The organism is Streptomyces sp. NPDC052064, from assembly GCF_055585925.1.
The window spans coordinates 20,401-37,047 of sequence record NZ_JBVJJE010000005.1 but is presented as its reverse complement, the minus strand read 5'-3'; the positions used below and the strand labels follow the sequence as shown (position 1 = coordinate 37,047).

Annotated in this window: 16 protein-coding genes; 11 read left to right on the top strand and 5 right to left on the bottom strand. The window is 71.7% G+C overall.

Translation table 11 applies throughout. The features are described 5' to 3' along the window. Window positions 1–351: 351 nt before the first annotated feature. The 9 genes from ACZ6TU_RS14675 (at window position 352) to ACZ6TU_RS14635 (ending at window position 10,481) form a co-directional block, all read left to right on the top strand. Entirely contained in the window at window positions 352–1,365 is a 1,014-nt protein-coding gene (locus ACZ6TU_RS14675; RefSeq protein WP_467669519.1) for a hydroxyacid dehydrogenase, read from the top strand. Between the two features lie 284 nt (window positions 1,366–1,649). Further along, entirely contained in the window at window positions 1,650–2,738 is a 1,089-nt protein-coding gene (locus ACZ6TU_RS14670; protein WP_467669517.1) for a LacI family DNA-binding transcriptional regulator, read from the top strand. A 394-nt stretch (window positions 2,739–3,132) separates the two neighbouring features. After that, entirely contained in the window at window positions 3,133–4,470 is a 1,338-nt protein-coding gene (locus tag ACZ6TU_RS14665) for an ABC transporter substrate-binding protein (protein ID WP_467669515.1), read from the top strand. Between the two features lie 8 nt (window positions 4,471–4,478). After that, window positions 4,479–5,363 carry a carbohydrate ABC transporter permease gene (locus ACZ6TU_RS14660; RefSeq protein ID WP_467669513.1) on the top strand — a complete coding sequence of 295 codons (885 nt, stop codon included), beginning with the start codon at window positions 4,479–4,481 and terminating at the stop codon, window positions 5,361–5,363. Continuing rightward, entirely contained in the window at window positions 5,363–6,277 is a 915-nt protein-coding gene (locus ACZ6TU_RS14655; protein ID WP_469548522.1) for a carbohydrate ABC transporter permease, read from the top strand. The genes ACZ6TU_RS14660 and ACZ6TU_RS14655 overlap by 1 nt, the downstream gene beginning before the upstream one ends. 107 nt (window positions 6,278–6,384) lie before the next feature. Next, entirely contained in the window at window positions 6,385–7,998 is a 1,614-nt protein-coding gene (locus tag ACZ6TU_RS14650; protein WP_467669509.1) for a glycoside hydrolase family 43 protein, read from the top strand. A gap of 185 nt (window positions 7,999–8,183) precedes the next feature. After that, window positions 8,184–9,227, top strand: a complete 1,044-nt coding sequence (locus ACZ6TU_RS14645) for a LacI family DNA-binding transcriptional regulator (RefSeq protein WP_467669507.1) — start codon at window positions 8,184–8,186, stop codon at window positions 9,225–9,227. 150 nt (window positions 9,228–9,377) lie between these two features. Further along, window positions 9,378–9,800 carry a RidA family protein gene (locus tag ACZ6TU_RS14640; RefSeq protein WP_469548518.1) on the top strand — a complete coding sequence of 141 codons (423 nt, stop codon included), beginning with the start codon at window positions 9,378–9,380 and terminating at the stop codon, window positions 9,798–9,800. A 249-nt stretch (window positions 9,801–10,049) separates the two neighbouring features. Next, window positions 10,050–10,481: a helix-turn-helix domain-containing protein gene (locus tag ACZ6TU_RS14635; protein WP_467669503.1), complete on the top strand. Its 432-nt coding sequence runs from the start codon at window positions 10,050–10,052 to the stop codon at window positions 10,479–10,481. A gap of 42 nt (window positions 10,482–10,523) precedes the next feature. Here the strand turns inward: ACZ6TU_RS14635 and ACZ6TU_RS14630 are convergent, their stop codons facing one another. Both ACZ6TU_RS14630 and ACZ6TU_RS14625 read right to left on the bottom strand, forming a co-directional pair. Next, window positions 10,524–11,063, bottom strand: a complete 540-nt coding sequence (locus tag ACZ6TU_RS14630; RefSeq protein WP_467669502.1) for a peptidoglycan-binding domain-containing protein — start codon at window positions 11,061–11,063, stop codon at window positions 10,524–10,526. A gap of 219 nt (window positions 11,064–11,282) precedes the next feature. Then, entirely contained in the window at window positions 11,283–11,936 is a 654-nt protein-coding gene (locus tag ACZ6TU_RS14625; protein WP_467669500.1) for a ThuA domain-containing protein, read from the bottom strand. A 217-nt stretch (window positions 11,937–12,153) separates the two neighbouring features. Between ACZ6TU_RS14625 and ACZ6TU_RS14620 the strand changes: the two genes are divergently transcribed. Next, the gene (locus ACZ6TU_RS14620) at window positions 12,154–12,558 is read left to right on the top strand and encodes a VOC family protein (RefSeq protein WP_467669498.1); all 405 of its coding nucleotides are present in this window, start codon (window positions 12,154–12,156) and stop codon (window positions 12,556–12,558) included. Here the strand turns inward: ACZ6TU_RS14620 and ACZ6TU_RS14615 are convergent. Both ACZ6TU_RS14615 and ACZ6TU_RS14610 read right to left on the bottom strand, forming a co-directional pair. Next, window positions 12,538–13,227, bottom strand: a complete 690-nt coding sequence (locus ACZ6TU_RS14615) for a helix-turn-helix domain-containing protein (RefSeq protein ID WP_467669496.1) — start codon at window positions 13,225–13,227, stop codon at window positions 12,538–12,540. The two genes, ACZ6TU_RS14620 and ACZ6TU_RS14615, sit on opposite strands and share 21 nt — an antisense overlap. A gap of 97 nt (window positions 13,228–13,324) precedes the next feature. After that, window positions 13,325–14,296 carry an AraC family transcriptional regulator gene (locus ACZ6TU_RS14610; RefSeq protein ID WP_467669494.1) on the bottom strand — a complete coding sequence of 324 codons (972 nt, stop codon included), beginning with the start codon at window positions 14,294–14,296 and terminating at the stop codon, window positions 13,325–13,327. Window positions 14,297–14,377: 81 nt separating this feature from the next. Here ACZ6TU_RS14610 and ACZ6TU_RS14605 point away from each other — a divergent pair, with 81 nt between their 5' ends. Further along, window positions 14,378–15,223, top strand: a complete 846-nt coding sequence (locus ACZ6TU_RS14605; RefSeq protein ID WP_469548510.1) for an NmrA family NAD(P)-binding protein — start codon at window positions 14,378–14,380, stop codon at window positions 15,221–15,223. A gap of 210 nt (window positions 15,224–15,433) precedes the next feature. On the opposite strand, the gene ACZ6TU_RS14600 is transcribed toward ACZ6TU_RS14605, so the two are convergent. Continuing rightward, a complete protein-coding gene (locus tag ACZ6TU_RS14600) occupies window positions 15,434–16,588 on the bottom strand; it encodes a YihY/virulence factor BrkB family protein (protein ID WP_467669489.1) in 1,155 nt (384 codons plus the stop codon). Window positions 16,589–16,647 lie beyond the last annotated feature (59 nt).

The window sequence follows — 16,647 nt, the reverse complement described above, 5'->3', positions numbered from 1 at the left end:
AGTCCTGTTTTCGGCCGTCGCGATCAAGCCGCCGACGGGTGGTGGGGCGCCCCTGACCAGGGGCGGGTGGGACCTTGCCTCGGCAACAAGCTTGGGAACCGGTTGCCAAAGTGGTCGGCCGGGGGCTCAGGTACCGGCGGTGGCGCAGCCGGCCTCCACCTCCGCGCACTGAAACGTCAGTAACCGATTACCAACGCAGGGCAGCATGCCGACCCTGAGGGGCGGAGGTCCCGGCCCCCTCACTTGCTGGCAGCTACCGCACCGGCCCTGCCGATTGACCACCGCTTCCCGGCGGATCTACGGTAGAAGGCGCTTTCTGAAACTGTTTCCATCCTCTGCTCCAGGAGTGTCATGCCCAGCCCTCAGCTGCCGCGGGCCGTGTTCGCGATGGACCCGGTTCACCTCCCGCTGCTCTTTCCTCCGCCGCTGATGGAGCGGCTGAGGCGCACGGCCGACATCGATCCCGGGTTGGTCGTGCGGGACTTCACCGATCCGGCCGCGGCCGGCGCCCTGGCCCGTGCCGAGGTGCTGATCACCGGCTGGGGCTGCCCGCATCTGGACGCCGGCGCCCTCGCGGCGGCCCCGAAGCTGGACGCGGTCCTGCACGCGGCCGGGTCCGTGCGCTCCCTGGTCGGCGAGGCCTTCTGGGAGCGCGGCGTGAAGGTGTCCAGCGCGGTGACGGGCAACGCCGTGCCCGTCGCCGAGTACACGCTCGCGATGATCCTGCTCGTGGGCAAGGACGCCTTCGACCACCGCGAACGCTTCCGTCGCACGCACGCCTACCCGGGCCCCGCTCAGACCGCGGCGACCGGGAACCTCGGCCGCCGGGTCGGTGTCATCGGCGCGTCCCGTGTGGGCCGCCGACTGCTGGAGCTGCTGCGGCCGTTCGACCTCACCGTCCTGCTGCACGACCCGTACGTGAGCCCGACCGAGGCCGCCGCCCTCGGTGCCGAGTCGCTGTCGCTGGAGGACCTGCTCCGACACAGCGACATCGTGAGTCTGCACGCCCCCGACATCCCCGAGACCCACCACATGCTCGACCGTGACCGGCTCGCCCTGGTGCGGGACGGCGGCGTGCTCATCAACACCGCCCGCGGCGCGCTGGTCGACCACGACGCGCTCGCCGACGAGCTGGTCTCCGGCCGGCTCAGCGCGGTCCTCGACGTCACGGACCCGGAGCCGCTGCCGGCCGGTTCCCCGCTGTACAAGCTGCCCAACGTGTTCCTCACCCCGCACATCGCCGGCTCCCTGGGCAACGAACTGGAGCGGCTCGGCCGCATCGTCGTGGAGGAACTGGAGCGCCTGGTGGCGGGCGTGCCGCCGGTCCACGAGGTGCTGCGGGCGGATCTGGCGCGGGTGGCGTAACGGCTCGGGGGGGCAGACCGTGGAGGACCGTCGGCACGCTGGCGCGTCCGGCCGTCATCGCGGGGCATTCGGCCGTCATCGCCGGGCATTCGGCCGCCGCGACACGGTGGCGCGTCCGGCCCACATCAGGGCAGCACATCCGGTCAGCGCCCACGTCCCGCAGGCCCTCCAGCCCACCGTCCACAAGCCCTCCAGCCAGGAGTGACCATGGGATACGGTTTCCGCACGGGTGGGGGCACAGCCCCGGTGCCGGATCGAGCCGCAACGGTGAAGGAGCCGCAAGGGTGAGTCAGCGCAAGGCGACGAGCGACGCCGGACGGGCGACCATTCGCGACGTCGCGGAGCGGGCCGGCGTCTCCGTGGCCAGCGTCTCGCGGGTGCTGTCCGGCAACTACCCGGTGTCGGAGGAGCTGCGCCGCAGGGTGATGAAGGTGGTCCGGGACCTGGACTACGTCACCAACGCCCACGCCCGTTCGCTCGCCGGCGGTGGCACCCCGACGGTGGCGATCCTCATCAACAACATCACCGGCGCCGCGTTCGCGCATGTCGCCAAGGGCGTCGAGGGCGCCGCCACGCTGCGCGGCTGGCTCTCCCTGGTCGGCACGACCGGCGACGACCCGGAGCGGGAGCTGGCCCTGGTGAACCTGATGCGCCAGCAGGGCGTGGCCGCGGTGATCCTGCTCGGCGGGGCCTACGACTACGACGAGTACCAGCTGCGCATGGCCCGCTTCGCCCGCTCCCTGGACGCGGCCGGCTCGCACCTGGTGCTGGTGGGACGGCCTCCGCTGGAGGGCGATGTCCCGGCGACGACCGTCGACTACGACAACGAGGGCGGCGCCTACGCGATGGCCAGCCACCTGCTGTCGGCCGGTCACCGACGTGTCCTGATCCTGCCGGGGCATGCCGAACTGACCACCGCGCAGGGCCGGTTGAGGGGAGCGCAGCGGGCCTTCGAGGCGTACGGCGTGCCGTTCGACCCGGGCATGGTCCGGCACGGCCCGTACGACTACGAGCACGGGTACGAGGCCGTCGAGGCGGCCCTGCACGACACTCCGGACTTCACCGCCGTGCTCGCGGGGACGGACGTGGTCGCGGCGGGCGCCATGCAGGCCCTGCGCGCGGCGGGCCTGCGGGTGCCCGAGGACGTCTCGATCGTCGGCTACGACGACATCCCGCTCGCGTCCCAGCTCACTCCCCAGCTGACCACCGTGCACGTGCCGTACGAGGAGATGGGCCGCGTCGCGCTGCGTGCGGTGGTCGACCGGCGCGAGGGCGGCGCGGGTCGCCGCAAGAGCGCCGACGGCGACCACCTGGTGCTGGGCACGCATGTCGTGGTCCGCAACTCGGTGCGGCCGCCGGGTGAGAACGGATAGCACGGACAACGCGTAGAGGTCGTTACGTAACCGTTTTCCGAGGTCTTTGCAGCCCGTTCGAGGTTTCGTCAACGTGGCCGCCGAGACCTTGGCGCCGACGCGTCCGGCACCGCACTGACCTGCGGATATGTGAGGCCCGGCGGGAGCGGATGCCACGCGTCCGGGGATAACCCTGCGGACAATCCGCCGTAACAAATTGCCGCGCACCTCTTGCTAAGAGTCGAGCTGCCCGCCTACGGTCCCTGCAACCGCTTACTACAGCTTCTGCTTACGCTTGGCCGAACCCCCCGCAACCGCGAGCCGACGGTTTCCGGCCGCCGTTCCTGGCCAGCACAACCGAGCCGCCGCCGCCCTCTCGTTCTGAGAACGCCCTATTCCGAAGGATCACGGTCAGATGAACTTCACCAGCCCCCGGAGAAGGTTCGCCTCCGCCGCAGTCGCGGGTATCGCACTGACAGGTCTGCTCTCCGCCTGCGGCGGATCCGGCTCGGGCGACGACGCCGCGTCGAAGTCCGGCCCGGTCACCCTCCCCTTCTGGGGGTGGGCCAACGGCCAGGAGGCGGTCGTCAAGGCGTTCAACGCCTCGCACAAGGACATCCAGCTGAAGTACACCAAGGTCACCGACCAGCTGACCATGCAGAAGCAGCTGACCAACGCGGTGAAGGCCGGAAACGCCCCCTGCCTGGTGCAGAACACCGCCGAGTACGTGACGAGCTGGGTGTCGCAGGGCGCGCTCGCCGACATCACGAGTTACGTCGAGGGCGAGAAGGACAAGTTCAACACCGGCGCCTGGGCGAGTGCGCAGGTGCAGGGCAAGCTCTACGGTGTGCCGACCAGCTCGGCGCCCCAGTTCACGATCTACCGCACAGACATCTTCAAGAAGTACGGCCTGAAGCCCCCGGCGACCTGGGACGACTTCATCGCCGCGGGCAAGGAGCTGAAGAAGCACAACATCAAGATCACCAACTACGCCGGTGAGGACCCGAGCACCCTGGAGGTGCTCGCCATGCAGGCCGGTGCGCACTGGTACTCGATCGACGGCGACGCCTGGAAGGTGAACTTCCAGGACGAGGGCACCCTCAAGGCCGCGAAGGTGATCCAGGAGATCATCGACAACGATCTGAACGCCAAGCTGTCCTTCGCCGACTACGCGGCCGTGCAGCGCAGCTACGACACCGGTGCCACCGCCACCCGGCAGATCTCCACCTGGCAGATGGCCGGCATGGTGCAGAACTTCACCAAGTCCTTCGGCGACTGGGCCCTGGCACCCTGGCCGACATACAAGGGTGAAGCGCCCAAGACACCGGCGGGCACCAACCTGACCGGCAGCGTGACCCTGGTGACCGAGCAGTGCAAGAGCCAGGAGCAGGCCGCGAAGGCCGCGCTGTGGATGTCCACGAACCAGGACGCGGTCAAGACGATGGCCAGCCCGGAGACGGGCAACGGCGTGATGCCGGCGCTGGCGGACAGCAAGGCCTACGTCGGTGAGTCGATCTCGCAGAAGCTGCTCGGCAAGAACTACGAGCCGGCGCAGAAGATCGTGACCGACAGCCTGGGCACCGTCACCACCGACTGGACCTTCGGGCCCAACTGGACCGCGATGTTCACCGAGCTCCAGGCGGGCTGGGCCAAGGTCGTGAGCAAGGAGCAGACGGTCACCGACCTGCTCGCGCACATGCAGGAGTGGACGGTCAAGGACCTGAAGTCCCGCGGTATCAGCGTCAAGGGCTGAGGCATTCGATGATTCGCTCCCTGCGCTGGAAGGGTGCCGCGTTCACGGTGCCCTTCCAGCTCGGCTTCGTCTTCCTGTATCTGCTCCCCATCGGCTACGCCGTCTACGAGTCGCTGTACACGGAGAAGCAGTCCGGGCTCGGCCTCGGCGGCGCCACGACGGAGTTCGTCGGGCTCGACAACTACACCCAGGGGCTGACGGACTCGGCGTTCATGAACTCCATCCTGCGGGTGGTGCTCTTCGCCTGTGTCCAGATCCCGTTCATGCTGCTGATCAGCCTGCTGCTGGCGCTGTTCCTGGACGCGGTCACCTCCAGGGTGGCGAGCCGGTTCCGGATCCTGCTGCTGGTGCCGTACATGATCCCGGGCGTGGTCGCGGCGATCGTGTGGGTCAACCTCTACAGCCCGGACGTCGGCCCGCTCACGCCGATCGGCAAGGCCCTCGGGTTCGACTGGAACTTCTTCGCGCCGTCGATGGTGTGGCCGTCCATCGGCAACCTGCTGACCTGGCACGGCATCGGCTACAACATGGTGATCATCTACTCGGCGCTCCAGGGCGTGCCCCGCGAGCTGTTCGAGGCGGCCCGGCTCGACGGCGCCTCCGAGCTGCGGATCGCGCGCAGCATCAAGATCCCGTACGTGCGCGGGGCGCTGGTCCTGACGGGTCTGCTGTCGATCATCCAGATGCTCCAGATCTTCAACGAGCCGGCGCTGTTCCGGAACATCACTCCGCAGACGGTCAGCGACAGCTTCACCCCGATCATGATCATCTACAACCAGGCGTTCAACGCCGGCAACTACAACTACGCGGCTGCCCTGTCCGTGCTGCTCGCCCTGATCCTGGGCGTGGCCTCCTTCCTCTTCTACCGGCTCACCTCGAAGGAGGCCGACTGATGGTGCTGACCGAGCACACCACCGAGCGGCCCCCCGTCCGCAGCGTCCGGCGCCTCCCCCGCCCGGACGTGGCCTCCCGCGGGCGGGGTGGTCAGCGCTTCCTGCTGGTCGGGCTGATCCTGGCCAGCGTCTACAGCCTGTTCCCGGTGTGGTGGCTGATCGTCGCCGCGACCAAGGACCGCACGGCGCTGTACCAGAGCAACGGCCTGTGGTTCTCCGGCTGGCATCTGTGGGACAACCTGCAGCAGGTGTTCACCTACCAGGACGGCATCTTCCTGCGGTGGACGGCCAACTCGTTCCTGTACGCGGGCGTCGGCTCGCTCGGCGGCACGCTGATCGCGCTCGCGACCGGTTACGGCCTGGCCCGGTTCGACTTCCCCGGCCGTAACGCGATCTTCGCGTGTGTCGTGGGCTCGTTCCTGATCCCGATCGCGCTGCTCACGCTGCCGCTGTATCTGCTGTTCTCGGCGCTCGGCATGGTGGACACCCCGTGGGCGATGCTGATCCCCTGCCTGATCAACCCGTTCAGCGTGTATCTGGCCAAGGTGTACACCGAGGCCACGGTGCCCTACGAGCTGCTGGAGGCGGCCCGGATCGACGGCGCCGGCGAGCTGCGGATCTTCTTCAGCATCGTGCTGCGGATGATGACGACGGGCGGCGCGACGGTGTTCCTGCTGGCCTTCGTCAACACCTGGAACGCCTTCTTCCTGCCGCTGACCGTGCTGCGCGGCAAGGAGAACTGGACGCTCAACCTGGGCCTGTACAACTGGACCGGCACGCGCCTGGAGTCCGGCATCGACCTGACGGGCCTGGTGCTGACCGGCGCGCTGCTGTCCATCGTCCCGATGGCGATCATGATGGTCGCGATGCGCCGCTACTGGCGGTCGGGCGTGACGCTCGGCGCCCTCAAGTGATCGGCGCCCTCAAGTGACCTCCCTCGCCTCTCCCTGACTCCCGGGGGCCGCCGGTGACCCTGACTCCCCGCGGCCCCCGGGGTGCCCACGCCTCCCGGAGCCCTCACGTGACCGTCCTGCACAACCCCGTCCTCCGCGGCTTCGCCCCCGACCCCTCCCTGATCCGGGTCGGCGACTGGTACTACGTGGCGACCAGCTCCTTCGAGTGGTTCCCGACGATCCCGGTCCACCGCTCCCGCGACCTGGCCCACTGGGAGTACGCGGGGCACGTCCGGGGCGCGGCCCCCGGTGGCTCGCTGGCCGGGGTGCCCGACTCCGGGGGCATCTGGGCGCCGTCGCTGAGCTGGGACGGGGAACGGTTCTGGGTGACGTACACCGTCGTTCGCTCGGTCGGCACGCCGTACTTCGACCTGGACACCTACGTCTCGACGGCCACCGACGTGAGCGGCGAATGGAGCGTGCCGCGCCGGGTGGCGAGCCACGGCTTCGACCCGGCCCTGTTCCACGAGGACGGCAGGCTGTGGCTGCTGAACCTCCAGAACGACCACCGGCCGGGCGGTCAGCGGTTCGCCGGCATCGTCGTCACGGAGCTGGACCGGGACACGCTCGCCCCCATCGGGCCGACGCGCCTGCTGCTCCAGCACGACCGGCTGATCGAGGGGCCGAAGCTGCTGCGGCGCGCCGGCTGGTACTACCTGGTGCTCGCGGAGGGCGGCACGGGCTGGGAGCACGGGGTGCGGGTGGCCCGCGGCCGGGAGCTGACCGGGCCGTACGAACTCGACGAACGGCCCTTGCTGACCACCCGGGACGATCCGGAGGTGCCGTTGCAGAAGGCCGGGCACGGCGAGCTGGTCGAGATGCCGGACGGGCAGTGGGTGATCGGCCATCTGACGGCCCGTCCGCTGCACACGCCGCGGGGGCGCCGCTGCCCGCTCGGCCGGGAGACCGCGGTCCAGGCGGTGACCTGGGACGCCGAGGGCTGGCCCCGGCTGCGGCAGGGCGGTTGGCACCCGGCGGTGGAAGTCGACGTACCGACGCGGCCGCACCCGCTGCCTCCCGCCGCCCCGCCCGAGGGCTTGTCCTGGCCGTGGAGCTCACTGCGCGAGCCGCCGGACCCCTCGTGGGCCGACACGACGGCCCGGCCCGGCTGGATCCGGCTGCGCGGCCGGCACGGGCCGGAGTCCCGCTGGGCGAGCAGCCTGCTGGCCCAGCGCGTCACCGAGCACCGCGCGGAGGCCGAGGTCACCGTCGAGGCGCGGCCGGTCACCTTCACCCAGGCCGCCGGGCTGGTGCTCTGGTACAACCCCGAGGCGTACCTCAGCCTGGACCTGACCTGGGCGGAGCCCGAGGGCGAGCCGCAGCGCGGACAGCAGTGGCAGGGCACGCCCGGCGCGAAGGGCCGTACGGTGCTCAGCCTCGTGGAACGCGACGAGGAGGGCACCCGGCAGGTCGCCGTCGTGGAGGTGCCGGTGGACGCGGCCGTGTCGCAGGGGGTGACGCTGGGGGTGACGATCGAGGGAGCCGAGGCACGCTTCTGGCACGTACGGGACGGGGCGCGAACGGCGATCGGCCCGGCCCTGGACTTCAGCCGGCTGTCCGACGACCACGGTTCCCGGCTGCGCTTCACCGGTGCGATGGCGGGCGTCCACGCCCGGGACCTCGTCGACGCGGCGTTCACGGCGGACTTCACCGGGTTCCGGCTGACCTGCACACCCGACTGAGCGCGTTGTTCGGGGTTTCGAAAGTTTTGACCCACGAGAACCCGTGAATTCACTTGTCTTCCCGCCGTCCTGCGCCGCACCTAGAGTAGGAAGCGCTTTCTGCCCGGTCGGACTCCGGCCCGCGGTGAGCAGCGCTGGTCGAAACTTTCCACGGCCCTCGGGCGGGCCGGAGAGGTGGGTTCCCGATGGTCCGTACGGCGAGTGCGAGCGTGGCGGCCGGTCCGACGCTGGCGGTCGTGGCCCGCGAGGCAGGGGTGTCGGTGCCGACCGCGTCGAAGGTGGTCAACGGCCGGGAGGACGTGGCGCCCGAAACGCGCCGCCGCGTCACCGAAGCGCTCGACCGGCTCGGCTATGTGCGCAGACCCCGGTTCGACGCGACGAAGGCACCCCGGCTGGTCGACCTGGTCGTGCACTCGCTCGAGAGCTCCTGGTCGGGCGCGGTGCTGCACGGAGTGGAGGAGGCGGCGCACGACGCGGGCCTGGAGGTCGTGGTATCGGCGGCCCTGACCCGCACCCGGGCCGGCCGCCCGGAACGCGGCTGGCTGGACAAGCTGGTCGCCCGGGGCTCCGCCGGGGTCCTGTTCAACCTGGCCGAGCTGAGCGACTCCCAGTACGCCTGGCTGGAGCAGCACCGCATCCCGTTCGTGATGATCGACCCGGTCCAGGAACCGCCGGAGGGCGTGGCGTCGGTGGGCGCGGCGAACTGGCAGGGCGGTCTGACGGCCACGGAGCATCTGCTGTCCCTGGGGCACGAGCGCATCGCCGTCATCGCCGGTCACCGGCGCACGATGTGCAGCAGCGCCCGGGTCGCCGGTCACCGCTCGGCGCTCGCGTCGGCCGGGGTCCGGCACCGCGCCGAGTACGTCCGGCACGCCGGCTTCGACGAGAGCAAGGCCCGCCACCGCATGCTGGAACTGCTCGACCTGCCCGAGCCGCCTACGGCCGTCTTCGTCTGCTCGGACCGGATGGCGCTGGGGGTGTACGAGGCCCTGGCCGAGCGGGGGTTGAGGGTCCCGGACGACGTCAGTGTGGTGGGCTTCGACGACCTGCCCGAGTCGCGCTGGGCCTCCCCCGCGCTGACCACGGTCCGCCAGCCGCTGTCGGAGATGGCCGCGACGGCCCTGCGGTCGCTGTTGCGCCTGATGGACGGCCACCATCCGGAGAGCACACGGACGGAGTTGTCGACGCGGTTGGTGGAACGGGCGAGTACGGCGCCGCCGCGGGCGTAGCGCAGGCGATCCACGGTCGCCGGTGCGGGTGCGGACAGCCATCCGCCGTGGTCGCGGGTGGAATACGCCTACGGACGTGGGGAGTTGGCAGAAGTGCCAGGGTCGCCGCCGGTGTGCGGCGGCCGTACTCCGCGAAAGGACTGCCCGGTCATGACGCGCGACTCGCGCACGATCACCAACCCGGCCACCCTCCACGACCCCACGCCGTTCGGCTACAGCCACGCCGTCTCCGCACCCGGCGAAACCGTCTTCATCGGCGGCCAGTACGCCTCCGACGCCACCGGCGCCCCCGTGCCCGGCGACTTCGCCGCGCAGGTGGAACTGGCCTTCGACCGGCTGCGGTCGGCGCTGGAGGGGGTCGGGCTCGGTTACGAACACGTCGTACGGCTCGGCACGTTCATCGTGGACCACGACCTCGACAAGCTGGAGGTCCTGGGCAAGGCGCTGCACACGCGCTTCGGCCGGCGGCTCCCGGCGCAGACGCTCTGCGGGGTCGCCTCGCTGGCGCTGCCGGGGATGCTGTTCGAGGTCGACGCGGTGGCGGTGTGTCCCGGCGCGCCGGACACCGACTGAATCCGGCCGGACGTCGCCCACCGCCTCGCCGTACACCCCGAAGCACCGCATGCCGACCGACCGTCGCGGAGCACGCCCCGGCGCACCGTGCGCCGAGCGACGGTCGCCCGGCCGGTAGCCGCACACCCCTTACGCGCGCCGCGCGCCCGTCACGGTGGGGAACTGGCCGGAACCGACCGGCGTCGAACGATGCGGCGGGGAGGGGCCGTTGCCCGGGGCGGGGCGGCGGCGAGCAGTTGGGGGACGACCATGACACGCTGGCGGCCGCTTCCGGACGCACTGCCGAGGGAGGCACGGCACCTGGTCGGGCAACTGCGGGCGCTGAAGGACCGCACGGGTCTGAGCCTGGCCGAGCTGGCGCGGCGGACGGCGTACAGCAAGTCGTCGTGGCAGCGGTATCTCAGCGGGGCCAAGCAGCCGCCGAGGGGTGCGGTGCAGGCGCTGTGCCGGGTGGCGGGGGCGGAGCAGGCGCGGCTGCTGGCGCTGTGGGATCTGGCGGACCAGACGTGGCCGCACGGCGCTGCGGTGCCGGCGGAGCCGGCCGGGCAGGCGGTGGACACGGCGACGCCGCCGCCCGGCGCCGAGTACCGGCGGTGGCGGGCGGCGGCCCTGGTCTCCTTCGCGGTCATCGTGGTGCTGCTGGCCGGGCTGCTGTGGGTGCTGCCGACGAGGAGCGGGTGAGGCGGCGGGTCCACCCGCCCCCGCTCCCCGGCGACGGCGTTCTCATCCGAGAATGCGGTAGTGGGCGTTCTTCCAGGACCCGACGTTCCTCAGCTTCACCTGGTACTTGCCGCCCACGCGCTTGAAGTTGACGTTCTGCGCGTCGCCCTTGTACTGGACGATGTTGCCCGGGATGCTCAGCAGCCGGGTCTGGGCGAAGTCCCAGCTCTCGCTGACGACGACGCCGTCGGTCTCCGACAGCTTGTGCCGGCTCTGCCACCACTGCGTGGCCGACTCGGTCTCCGGCCCGAACGAGCCGTCGATCTGGCTCTTCTTGAAGGGCCGCCACTCGCCCTCGTCGTCCTCCCACAGGGCGCCGTCCGCCCACAGGACGGTCTCCCACAGGGCGATGGCGTTGCCCTTGGCGTACGCCTCGACGCCGAGGTTCTCCTCGTCCTCCCAGTCGTTGCCGACGGCGCCGCCGCCGTCGATACCGAAGTACGCGGGTGCGGCGTCGGCGGCGGGTGCCAGGGCGATTCCGGTGGCCCCGGCCCCCAGCAGCACGGCCGTCACCATCGCCATGGCCCGATTGCGCATGCTCATGCGGTCTTCCTTTCCGAACCGCCGTCCCCCGTGGGTTCCCCCTGGGGCGGCTCGTCTCATCCGGCACGGCACAGCCTCATGGGCCGGGGGCGGACGGAGCGAGCTTTCCCGCCGTACGCGGGCCGCCCAGGGACGGTTCACGAGCGGGGCGGCGGCGTCCCGGCGGAGGGTGGGACGCGCGGGACCCACAGGGGCCGGGGAGGGACGGACCCTGAGGGGTCAGGGCAGGGGCAGCGCGGCCGCCCAGGTGATGCCGCCCAGGAGGTGGGTGCGGAAGGCCGGGTCGTCGTAGGCCTCGGAGGCGTGGCCCAGGGCCGTGTAGAAGACGCGGCCCTCGCCGTGCCGCTTGCACCAGACCAGGGGGTGGTCGTCGCCCATGCCGCCGCCCTCGTAGGAGGACTCGTCGGCTATGGCCAGGACGTGGACCCTGCCACGTGGGTTGGTACGGAAGTCGTACCACTCGTCGGTGAAGTCCCAGACGGCGGGCAGATGCCGGGTCGCCGGGTGGGCGTGGTCCTCGATCACGGCCTTGCCGGGCTGGTGGAGGGGGTGCCGGGCGAACCGCGCGCCCAGCAGCTCGCCGTAGTACGGCCAGTCGTACTCCGTGCAGGCCGCCGCGTGCACGCCGACGAAACCACCGCCCGACTCCACGTAAGCGGCGAGCCGCTCCCGGCCGGCCGGGGTGAGGACCTCGCCGCTGGTGGAGAGGAAGACGAGGGCCGCGTAGTCGTCCAGGGGCCGCTCGAGGGCGGCCGGATCCTCGGTGGCGTGGACCTCGAAGTCGCCGAGGGTGCGGAGGGCGGCGACGCCGGCCGGGATGGAGTCGTGCCGGTAGCCCGTCGTGCGGGTGTAGACGAGCAGTCGGGGTGCCATGAGGTCCGAACCTACCGTTCCCGACAACAGCCGTGGTTGGCCCGTTCGGCCTGCTTCGGCACCCCGGCCGCCACGACCATGCCGGGACTGCCCGTGGCCGTCATGGCGGCGACGTGACGGGCCTGCCCGTGGGCCGTCTCGAACGGAGAGGACACCGCGCCGGCCGGTGTCCGATTCCTTCAAGACCGGGCGTCGCGGGCCCGCCTACGGTGGGCCCATGACTGCACGATTCGATGCCATCGGCCTGGTCGTCTCCGACATGGCCGCCTCCGTCGCCTTCTACCGCCGGCTCGGGTTCGCCTTCCCCGAGGGCGCCGAGAACCAGCCGCACACCGAGGCCGGACTGCCCGGCGGGCTGCGACTGATGTTCGACACCGAGGAGACGGTCCGCTCCTTCCTGCCGGAGTGGCAGCCGCCCTCGGACGGCGGCCGGGCTTCGCTGGCGCTGCGCTGCGACAGTCCGGAGGAAGTGGACTCGTTGTACGAGGAGTTGGTGGGCGCCGGGTGCCACGGCGAACTCAAGCCCTGGGACGCCTTCTGGGGGCAGCGGTACGCCGTCGTGCTCGACCCGGACGGCAACGGGGTCGACCTGTTCGCTCCGCTAGCCGCGGCCGGCGAGTAGCTCACCCAGCGGCAGGCCCGCCAACTCCCTGACGTCACGGGCCAGATGGGCCTGGTCGGCGTATCCGGCCCGGGCGGCCGTGTCCGCGAAGGGGACACCGTCCCGGGCCAGCGCGAGGGCGCGGCGCAGCCGCAGGATCCGGGCCAGGGTCTTGGGGCCGTAGCCGAACGCGGTCAGCGAACGGCGGTGCAGCCGGCGTGCTCCGAGGCCGAGTGCGTCGGCGGTCGCGGCGACCGGCCGGCCCGCGTCCAGGGCGGTCACGACGTGCCGCAGCAGCGGATCCGGTGGATCGGCACCGGCCGCCTGCCGCAGGGCGAGGTCCTCGAGTCCGCTCGCCGGGTCGGGGGCCGCGTTCACTCGTGCCGCCAATCGCCGTACCTCCGAGGCCGGCCACAGATCCGTGAGCTCGACGCGACGGTCGCGCAGCTCGTGCGCCGGTACGCCCAGCAGGGCCGGGGCCGTGCCCGGGTAGAAGCGGATGCCGGCCCAGGCGCCGGTCACACCGTCCGTGAGGTACGCGTGGGTATCGGGCCCGGCGACCAGCAGCCGCCCCTCGTGCCACAGCAGGTCCATACACCCGTCGGGCAGCACACGCGCCGCCCCGTCCCGCTCCGGGGCATTGCTCCACACGACCGCTCCCGCCAGCCGTGACGCCCGCTCCACGTACACGTGGGCCAGGTTACGCCGCGCCCGGCGAGGCTGCCGCGAGCGTCCCGGATCGGGCTTGCCACCGCCGCTGACCAGGGCACCGCGGCGCTCCCCCGCCCTACGCCACCCGCCCCCGGTACTCCACCGGGCTCACCCCGTACACCCGCTTGAACGCCGTCGACAAGGCGAACGCGCTGCCGTACCCCACCCGGCGGGCCACCGCGTCGAGCGTGTCCTCGGAGTCGCGCAGGCGGTCGGCGGCGAGGGCGAGGCGCCAGCCGGTGAGGTACGTCATCGGGGGCTCGCCGACCAGGGCGGTGAAGCGGCGGGCGAGTGCGGCGCGGGACACACCCACCTTGGCGGCGAGCGCGGCGACAGTCCACGGGTGGGCGGGATCGTCCTGGAGCAGGCGCAGAACACCGCCGACGACCGGGTCGGCGAGGGCCCGGTACCAGGCGGGCGCCTCCGCCTCCGGGCGGGCGAACCAGGCGCGCAGCGCGGCGATGACCAGCAGGTCCAGCAGCCGGTCCAGGACCACCTCCTGGCCGGGCTCGTCCCGCACGATCTCCTCGGAGACGTACGGCGTGAGCGAGCAGTCCCACACGTCGGACGTGAGGGCGAGCAGCGGCGGCAGCGCGTCCAGCAGCCGGCCGCTGATCTCGCCCTGCATCGGGTAGGTGCCGATCAGCATCACCGTGGCACCGTCGAGCCGGTCGCCCCAGGTGCGCACGCCCAGGTCCATGGAGCCGTTGAGGGGGCGTCCGTCGGGGTGGCGGCACTCCTGGCCGGGCAGGATCAGCGCCTGCGGAGCCGTGCCGGGGGCGTCTGCGCAGGTGTACGGGTCCGGGCCGCGGGCGATGGCCAGGTCCCCGGCCCGCAGCCGGGTCGGATCGCCCCGGTGGGGCAGGACCCAGGCCTCGCCGCGCGCGACGAGCATCACGGTGAGCGGCGCCCGGTCCTCCACGCGTACCGCCCACGGCGGGTCGAAGCACGCCCTGGTCATGAACGCGCCCCTGGCGCGCGGGCCCTCCAGCAACCCTGCAAGGGGGTCCCCCCGCGTGAGCGTGTTCGAGCGTGAGGGCGCGTCCATGGGGTCAGCGTAGACGCGGTCGTATGGGAATGAGCCGTTCAGCGATGGTTCCGTGCGGTGTACGGCAGTTGACTCGACGGCATGACGAACACGACACGGGACTCGCAGGACATGACGGTTGTGGTGACGGGCGCCTCGGGCCGTACGGGGAGCCGGGTGACACGGGCGGCGCAGGCCGCCGGGCTCACGGTACGGGTGGCGTCGCGGGCGACCGGTTTCGACTGGTGGGACCGCTCGACCTGGGCGGACGCCCTGCGCGGCGCCGGTGCGGCCTACCTCGTATACCCCTCGGACGTCGGCGCGCCGGGCGCCGCCGAGGCGGTCGGGGAGCTCGCGCGGGAGGCGGTCGGGCTCGGGGTGCGGCGGCTGGTGCTGCTGTCCGGGCGCGGCGAAGATCAGGCCCTGCCCACGGAGGAGGCGCTGCACGCGTCGGGGGCGGACTGGACGGTCCTGCGGGCCGCGTGGTTCGCACAGAACTTCAGCGAGGGGCCGCTGGTGGCGGAGCTGCGGGAGCGCGGGGAGCTGGTGTTCCCGGCGGGCGAGGTGCGCGAGCCGTTCCTCGACGTACGGGACATCGCGGACGTGACGGTGACCGCGCTGACGTCCGGCGACCGTTACGTGAACCGGACGATCACCCTCTCCGGCCCGCGCCTGCTCACCTTCGGCGAGGCGGTGGCGGAAATCGCCCGGGCGACGGGCCGCCCGCTCACCTACCGGGCCGTGTCGACACAGGAGTACGGCAAGAGGCTTCTCGAGTTCGGCCTACCACCGCAGGAGGTCACAGCCCTGACCGAAATCTTCGACACCCTCCTCGACGGCCACAACGCACACCTCTCACACGGCGTACAGGAGGTCCTGGGCCGCGCGCCCAGGGACTTCACGGACTTCGTACGGGAGGAGACGACGGCGGGGACGTGGAAGGGCTGACGACAGCGATCCACCTGCCGAGCAGGCGCTGCGCGTCGCGGGCAGACCACGGCCGGACCAGCACCGGCAGCGAGCGGCGGGCCACAGCCCGCGGGCCCGCCCGGAGGGCCCCGCGGGCACGCGGGCTGTGGGGAAGCCGCGTCGGTGCGCGGAAGTCGGGCCGGTGTGGGCCCGTTGTGGTGTCCGTGGGTGCCGTGGTGTGCGGGCCCGTTACTTGTTCGCGGGCGGTGGTGGCTCCCCGTGGGACTGGTCGGGGCCCTTCGTATGGGTGCTCTTCACGTGCGTCCGCAGGCGGGCCGTGACGTCCTCCGGGGGCAGGAAGCGGGACCAGCGTTCCGGGAACTCGGAGGGCATGTCGGGGTCGGCCTCGCCTCTGGCGGCGGCGCGGGCCACGTACTCGGCGACCTGCGCCTGCCGCAGCCGCTCGTTGGCCTCGCGGGCCGCGGCCGTCGCGGCGGCCGGCCAGACCCGGTCGATGGCGGCGTTGACCGCGGCCCCGACGAGCACGGCGAACGCGGCCACACCGATCCACAGCAGCACGGCGACGGGCGCCGCCAGGGAGCCGTAGATCGTCGGGCCCTCGACCGTGCTGGTCAGGTAGATCCGCAGCAGGAAGCTGCCGAGGACCCACATGCCGAGGGCGACGAGCGCGCCGGGCACGTCCTCGATCCACGGGGAGCGGACGGGGACGGAGACGTGGTAGAGCGTCGTCAGGAAGGCGATCGAGAGCAGGATCACGACGGGCCAGTAGAGGACCTGCACGACCGTCGTCGACCACGGCACGATCCGCACCACCGCGTCCGGCCCGGCCACCATCAGAGGCAGCGCGATCGAGCCGATCAGCAGGGCGACGATGAACAGCGCGAAGGCCATCAGGCGGGTCTTCACGATGCCCCGGACGCCGTCGAGGCCGTACATGACGGTGATGGTGTCTATGAAGACGTTCACGGCGCGGGAGCCGGACCACAGGGCGAACAGGAAACCGATGGAGATGACGTCGGGCCGGCCGCCCTTCATCACGTCGTGCAGGATCGGCTCGGCGATCTGCCGCACGCCCCGGTCGGACAGCACCGTGCGGGCGGCCTCCAGGAGGTTGGCCTGGAGGCTCTCGATGGTGTCGGCGCCGGTCCAGGCATCGACGTAGCCGAGCAGTCCGATCATGCTCAGCAGCAGCGGCGGCACCGACAGCAGCGTGAAGAACGCGGCCTCGGCCGCCAGCCCCAGGATGCGGTACTCGATGCAGGAGTTGACGGTGTCCTTGAGCAACAGCCAGGCGGTCCTGCGCTTGGAGACGTTCCGGTAGAGGGCACGCGCCCGGTGGAGGCGCCCGGAGGGTGTGTCGGGGGTTTCACTTGCTGGCTGCACCCCCTAACGGTATCCGTCGCACCTGATGGCACTCACCCACAGGTTGGTCTCCGGCACCC

What these genes read in the sequence shown, in the direction of transcription:
- ACZ6TU_RS14675 (WP_467669519.1), top strand. Translation starts at nt 352, where the DNA reads ATGCCCAGCCCTCAGCTGCCGCGGGCCGTGTTCGCGATGGACCCGGTT.
- ACZ6TU_RS14665 (WP_467669515.1), top strand. Translation starts at nt 3,133, where the DNA reads ATGAACTTCACCAGCCCCCGGAGAAGGTTCGCCTCCGCCGCAGTCGCG.
- ACZ6TU_RS14660 (WP_467669513.1), top strand. Translation starts at nt 4,479, where the DNA reads ATGATTCGCTCCCTGCGCTGGAAGGGTGCCGCGTTCACGGTGCCCTTC.
- ACZ6TU_RS14655 (WP_469548522.1), top strand. Translation starts at nt 5,363, where the DNA reads ATGGTGCTGACCGAGCACACCACCGAGCGGCCCCCCGTCCGCAGCGTC.
- ACZ6TU_RS14645 (WP_467669507.1), top strand. Translation starts at nt 8,184, where the DNA reads ATGGTCCGTACGGCGAGTGCGAGCGTGGCGGCCGGTCCGACGCTGGCG.
- ACZ6TU_RS14640 (WP_469548518.1), top strand. Translation starts at nt 9,378, where the DNA reads ATGACGCGCGACTCGCGCACGATCACCAACCCGGCCACCCTCCACGAC.
- ACZ6TU_RS14635 (WP_467669503.1), top strand. Translation starts at nt 10,050, where the DNA reads ATGACACGCTGGCGGCCGCTTCCGGACGCACTGCCGAGGGAGGCACGG.
- ACZ6TU_RS14630 (WP_467669502.1), bottom strand. Translation starts at nt 11,063, where the DNA reads ATGAGCATGCGCAATCGGGCCATGGCGATGGTGACGGCCGTGCTGCTG.
- ACZ6TU_RS14625 (WP_467669500.1), bottom strand. Translation starts at nt 11,936, where the DNA reads ATGGCACCCCGACTGCTCGTCTACACCCGCACGACGGGCTACCGGCAC.
- ACZ6TU_RS14620 (WP_467669498.1), top strand. Translation starts at nt 12,154, where the DNA reads ATGACTGCACGATTCGATGCCATCGGCCTGGTCGTCTCCGACATGGCC.
- ACZ6TU_RS14610 (WP_467669494.1), bottom strand. Translation starts at nt 14,296, where the DNA reads ATGGACGCGCCCTCACGCTCGAACACGCTCACGCGGGGGGACCCCCTT.
- ACZ6TU_RS14605 (WP_469548510.1), top strand. Translation starts at nt 14,378, where the DNA reads ATGACGAACACGACACGGGACTCGCAGGACATGACGGTTGTGGTGACG.